Annotated in this window: 5 protein-coding genes and 1 pseudogene; 2 read left to right on the top strand and 4 right to left on the bottom strand. The window is 76.1% G+C overall.

Going from position 1 to position 4,866, the window contains the following annotated elements:
* Nucleotides 1-323: MerR family transcriptional regulator (locus GTW43_RS12535; RefSeq protein ID WP_161301734.1), on the top strand; the 323-nt coding region annotated here is incomplete at its 5' end.
* On the opposite strand, the gene GTW43_RS12530 is transcribed toward GTW43_RS12535, so the two are convergent.
* Entirely contained in the window at nt 314-1,459 is a 1,146-nt protein-coding gene (locus GTW43_RS12530) for a cobalt-precorrin-5B (C(1))-methyltransferase (RefSeq protein ID WP_161301733.1), read from the bottom strand. The two genes, GTW43_RS12535 and GTW43_RS12530, sit on opposite strands and share 10 nt — an antisense overlap.
* An 11-nt stretch (nt 1,460-1,470) precedes the next feature.
* Between GTW43_RS12530 and GTW43_RS12525 the strand changes: the two genes are divergently transcribed.
* Nucleotides 1,471-2,223: a cobalt-precorrin-6A reductase gene (locus GTW43_RS12525; RefSeq protein ID WP_161301732.1), complete on the top strand. Its 753-nt coding sequence runs from the start codon at nt 1,471-1,473 to the stop codon at nt 2,221-2,223.
* Here GTW43_RS12525 and GTW43_RS12520 read toward each other — a convergent pair.
* The 3 genes and pseudogenes from GTW43_RS12520 to GTW43_RS12510 all read right to left on the bottom strand — a co-directional run.
* On the bottom strand, nt 2,190-3,728 hold the full coding sequence (locus GTW43_RS12520; RefSeq protein WP_161301731.1) for a precorrin-2 C(20)-methyltransferase: 1,539 nt from the start codon (nt 3,726-3,728) through the stop codon (nt 2,190-2,192). The genes GTW43_RS12525 and GTW43_RS12520 overlap by 34 nt on opposite strands.
* Nucleotides 3,725-4,369 (bottom strand): precorrin-8X methylmutase, encoded by a 645-nt coding sequence (locus GTW43_RS12515; protein ID WP_161301730.1) that lies wholly within the window; start codon nt 4,367-4,369, stop codon nt 3,725-3,727. The genes GTW43_RS12520 and GTW43_RS12515 overlap by 4 nt, the downstream gene beginning before the upstream one ends.
* Before the next feature lie 24 nt (nt 4,370-4,393).
* Nucleotides 4,394-4,866, bottom strand: a pseudogene (locus GTW43_RS12510) (cobalamin biosynthesis protein CobG); the annotation flags it as partial.

Below are 4,866 nucleotides of genomic sequence, written 5' to 3'. Positions count from 1 at the left end.
CGGCGCTCGGGGTACGGCCCTCCGCGCTGCGGTTCTGGGAGCAGCAGGGGCTGATCACGCCCGACCGTGTCACCTCGCAGCGGGCCCGCCGCTACGGACCCGCCGCGATCGGCGCGGCCCGCGTCGTCGTGGCGCTGCGCGGCGCCGGGTACGGGGTCCCGGCGGTGCGGGAGGCCGTCGCCGCCCTGGACCGGGCCGAGGGACGCGGCGAGGCGCGGCGGCTGCTGCGCGCACGGCTGCGGTCCGTCGCCGCCCGGTCCGTCGCGCTGCTGAAGGCGGGCGCCGACCTCGCGGCCGTCATCGAGGAGACCGCTCAGGTGTGACCGCGGACCGCGCTGCGGCCCACGACGGTCCCGGCCCGGTCGATGCACACGACGTCCACCGCGACGGGCGCCCCGCGCAGCACCTGGAGCGCCTGGTCGCGGGCCTCGGCGGCGACCAGGTCGCCGAGCGGGACACCGGCGTCGGCGCACAACTGGAGTGCGGCCAGGCCCGTGTTGGCCTGTGCGACCGCCGCGGCGAGCTCCGCGGACGCGCCGCCCCGCGCGGCCAGCCGGGCCAGGAACGCCTTGTCGACCTGTGAGCGCGCGGAGTGCAGGTCCAGGTGACCGGCCGCCAGCTTGGAGAGCTTCGCGAAGCCGCCGCAGAGCGTCAGACGGTCCACCGGGTGCCGGCGCACGTACTTCAGGACGGCGCCCGCGAAGTCGCCCATGTCGAGCAGCGCGTCCTCGGGCAGGCCGTACTCGCGCACCACCGTCTTCTCCGACGTGGAGCCGGTGCAGCCCGCGACGTGCCGGCGGCCCGCCGCGCGCGCCACGTCCACCCCGCGGCGGATCGAGTCGATCCACGCCGAGCACGAGTAGGGGACGACGATGCCGGTGGTGCCGAGGACGGAGAGGCCGCCGAGGATGCCCAGCCGCGGGTTCCAGGTGGAGCGGGCGATCTCCGCGCCGTCGTCGATGGAGACCGTGATCTCGACGTCCCCCGCGCCGCCGTGCGCGGCCGCGACCCGCGCCACGTGGTCGCGCATCATCTCGCGGGGCACCGGGTTGATGGCCGGTTCCCCGACGGGCAGCGGCAGCCCGGGTCTGGTGACGGTGCCGACGCCGGGACCGGCCCGGAACACCACGCCCGAACCGGCCGGGAGCACCCGCACCGTGGACCGCACGAGCGCCCCGTGCGTGACGTCCGGGTCGTCGCCCGCGTCCTTCACGACCCCGGCCGTCGCGCTGCCGTCGGCCCCGCGCTCCTCGACGGCCAGCGCGAACGCGGGCGTCTGCCCCTTGGGCAGCGTGACGGTCACCGGGTCGGGAAAGTCGCCGGTCAGCAGTGCCGTGTACGCGGCGGTCGTCGCGGCCGTCGCACAGGCCCCGGTCGTCCAGCCGGGCCGCAGACCGGTGTGCTTGAGTTGGGCCCCGCGCCCGCCCTTCGGCTCGGCCGGGCCCGCCGATTCAGACATGGAGCTCCTCGATGCACGTACTCGTTCTCGGTGGGACGACGGAGGCCCGTGAGCTGGCCGGGGCCCTGCACCCGGTGCCGGGGCTCCGTGTCACCAGCTCGCTCGCGGGCCGGGTCGCCGCGCCCCGGCTGCCCGTCGGCGAGGTGCGGATCGGCGGCTTCGGCGGGGCGGACGGCATGGCCCGGTGGATCCGGGACAACGCCGTGGACGCGGTCATCGACGCCACCCATCCCTTCGCCGAGACGATCAGCTTCAACGCGGCCGGGGCGGCCGCCACCGCCCATGTTCCCCTGCTCGCGCTGCGCCGGCCCGGCTGGGTCGCGGGCCCCGGCGACGACTGGCGCGAGGCGGGCTCGCTCGCTCAGGCGGCGCGAGCGGTCGCGGGCGCCGGGCGGGTCTTCCTCACGACGGGGCGGACGGGCCTCGCCGCGTTCGCGTCCGTCGACGACGCGTTCTTCCTCGTACGGTCCGTGGACGCGCCCGAGCCGCCGTTCCCGCCGCACATGGAGGTGCTCCTGGACCGCGGCCCGTTCACCCTCGAAGGGGAACGGGACGTCCTGGCCCGGCACCGCATCGACGTCCTCGTCACCAAGGACAGCGGCGCCGCGGCCACGGCACCCAAGCTGGCCGCGGCCCGCGAGGCCGGACTCCCGGTGATCGTCGTCCGGCGCCCGCCCGTGCCCGCGGGCGTACCGGCCGTGCCGACGGCCGCCGCGGCCGCCGCCTGGGTTCAGTCGCTGGCGCCGGGCGCGGTCTCCGGGTAGCGGCGCGGCGTCCACGCCACCGTGCGGCCGTCGCCGCGCACCGTGGCCTGTGTCTGCGACGAGCCCACGATCAGGAGCGTGCGCATGTCGACGACCGCCGGGTCCAGGTCGGCGAGCCGCACCACGCGCACGGACTCCTCGGGGCCGCCCACGTCCCGGGCGAGCACCACCGGGGTGTCGGGCAGCCGCAGTTCGAGCAGCAGCTCGCGCGCCTTGCCGACCTGCCAGGTGCGGCTGCGCGAACCGGGGTTGTAGAGCGCGAGCACGAGATCGGCCTCGGCGGCCGTGCGCAGCCGCTCCGCGATGACCTCCCACGGCTTGAGCCGGTCCGACAGGGACAGCGTGGCGTAGTCGTGGCCGAGCGGGGCGCCGGCCTTCGCCGCCGCCGCGTTCGCCGCGGTCACACCGGGCAGCACCCGCACCGGTACGTCGGCGTAGGCGTCCTGTGCGGCGACCTCGAGGACCGCCGTCGCCATGGCGAAGACGCCCGGGTCGCCGCCGGACACGACCGCGACCCGGCGTCCGCGCCGCGCCAGGTCGAGGGCGAACTCGGCGCGCTCCGACTCCACCTTGTTGTCCGAGCCGTGCCGCGTCTGGCCCGGCCGGTGCGGCACCCGTGCCAGGTACGTCGTGTATCCGACCAGGTCGTCGGCGGCTCCGAGGGCGCCGCGCGACTCCGGCGTCAGCCACGGCGCGCCCGCCGGACCGGTGCCGACGACGACGACCTCCCCGCGCTCGGGCGCCGGGTCCGTCACCGGCTCGGCGTCGATCCGCGACGGCAGCACGGCCACCGAGAAGTAGGGCACCGACTCGGGGTCGATGTCCGCGAGGCGGCCCGTGCGTTCGCCCGCCATGAACGCCCGCTCCACGTACCGGGCGTCGTCCAGCCGGCCCGCGTGCTCCACGGCCGAGCGGACCTTGGTGAAGGTGCGGCCCAGCTTCATCACGACCGCCGAGTCGGCCGCCGCGAGCCGCGCGTCCAGCTCGTCCTCGGGGAGCGTGCCGGGGATGACGGTGAGCGTCTCCTTGTCCTCGCACAGCGGCTCGCCGAGCCGGGCGGCGGCCGCGCTGATCGAGGTCACGCCGGGGATGACCGTCGTGTCGTACCGGTCGGCCAGCCGCTTGTGCATGTGCTGGTACGAGCCGTAGAAGAACGGGTCGCCCTCCGCGAGCACCGCGACCGTGCGGCCCGCGTCCAGGTGCGCGGCGAGCGTCGCCGCCGCCTCGGCGTAGAAGTCGTCGAGCGCGCCGCGGTACCCGCCCGGGTGGTCGGTCGTCTCGACGGTGAGCGGGTACATCAGCCGCTCCTCGATCTGGTCCGCGCGCAGGTGCTCCGCGGCGATCGAGCGGGCGATGGACCGGCCGTGCCGCGCACAGTGGTACGCGATCACGTCGGCGCCCGCGATGGCCTTCACCGCCGCGACCGTCATCAGCTCGGGGTCGCCGGGCCCGAGCCCGACCCCGTACAACCTGCCCTTGGACGAAGGGGAGTCGACGTCGCTCATGCCTGGATCTCCTCCTCCGTCGCGACGGCGTTCAGCGCGGCGGCGGTCATGGCGCTGCCGCCGCGGCGGCCGCGCACGATCAGGTACTCGAGGCCCAGCGCGTTCGCCGCGAGCGCCTCCTTGGACTCGGCGGCGCCCACGAACCCGACGGGGATGCCGAGCACGGCCGCCGGGCGGGGCGCGCCGTCCTGCGCCAGCATCTCCAGGAGGTGGAACAGGGCGGTCGGCGCGTTGCCGATCGCGACGACCGCGCCGTCGAGGCGGTCCCGCCACAGTTCGAGCGCGGCGGCGCTGCGGGTCGTGCCGAGGTCCGCCGCGAGGTCCGGGACGCGGGGGTCGCGCAGCGTGCACAGCACCTCGTTGTCGGCGGGCAGCCGCTTGCGGGTCACGCCGCTCGCCACCATGTGCGCGTCGCAGAGGATCGGTGCCCCGGCCCGCAGCGCGGCACGGGCCTCGGCCACGACGCCGGCCGAGTGGCCGATGTCCTGCACGAGATCCACCTGGCCGCAGGCGTGGATCATGCGGACCGCGACCTGGGCGACGTCGGCGGGCAGCGCGGCGAGGCCGGCCGCGGCCTCCGCGCGGATGGTGGCAAAGGACTCGCGGTAGATCGCCGCGCCGTCCTTCTCGTAGTCATACACGGGGTTCTTCTGCTCTTTCCTGGGTCACTCGGTGGTGGTTCGGTACGTGCCGTCCGGCTGTGCGACCACGGCGACGTGCGGTCCGGCGGGGCGGCCGCAGCGGCGTTCGCAGCCCGACCAGTAGGTGGGGAGGGTGGAGTGGCGGGGCTCGGCGTCCCGGCGTACGTCGGTACGGGACGAGGCGCAGCCCGGGGTGCCGATGCACGCGCCGAGCCTCGCCTCGGGCGACGCGGGGTCCGTGATCAGGCCGGCCGCCGCCAGTGCGGGGCGGTCGGCGGGCCCGGCGCCGGGGACGACGACGGTCCGCCAGGGGGTCATCCGCAGTTCCCTGACCGGGAGCCGGTCGGCGAGGTCGGTGAGGGCTGCCCATTGGTCCGGGGTGAACGATCCGAAGGGGGCCGTCACGATGAGGGGGGCAGCGCCGTGGGCGGTCATCGGTTCGTCGCCGGGTGCGGCCTTCGTCGTGGCTGGTCGCGCAGTTCCCCGCGCCCCTGAAG

The organism is Streptomyces sp. SID5785 (assembly GCF_009870065.1).
Taxonomy (GTDB): Bacteria; Actinomycetota; Actinomycetes; order Streptomycetales; family Streptomycetaceae; genus Streptomyces.
Note: the sequence above shows the minus strand (reverse complement) of the source record. Positions and strands in the feature narration are given on the sequence as shown.

Bases quoted from the DNA above. Each gene is read 5' to 3' on its own strand.
- GTW43_RS12525 (WP_161301732.1), top strand. From the start codon at position 1,471: ATGCACGTACTCGTTCTCGGTGGGACGACGGAGGCCCGTGAGCTGGCC.
- GTW43_RS12520 (WP_161301731.1), bottom strand. From the start codon at position 3,728: ATGAGCGACGTCGACTCCCCTTCGTCCAAGGGCAGGTTGTACGGGGTC.
- GTW43_RS12530 (WP_161301733.1), bottom strand. From the start codon at position 1,459: ATGTCTGAATCGGCGGGCCCGGCCGAGCCGAAGGGCGGGCGCGGGGCC.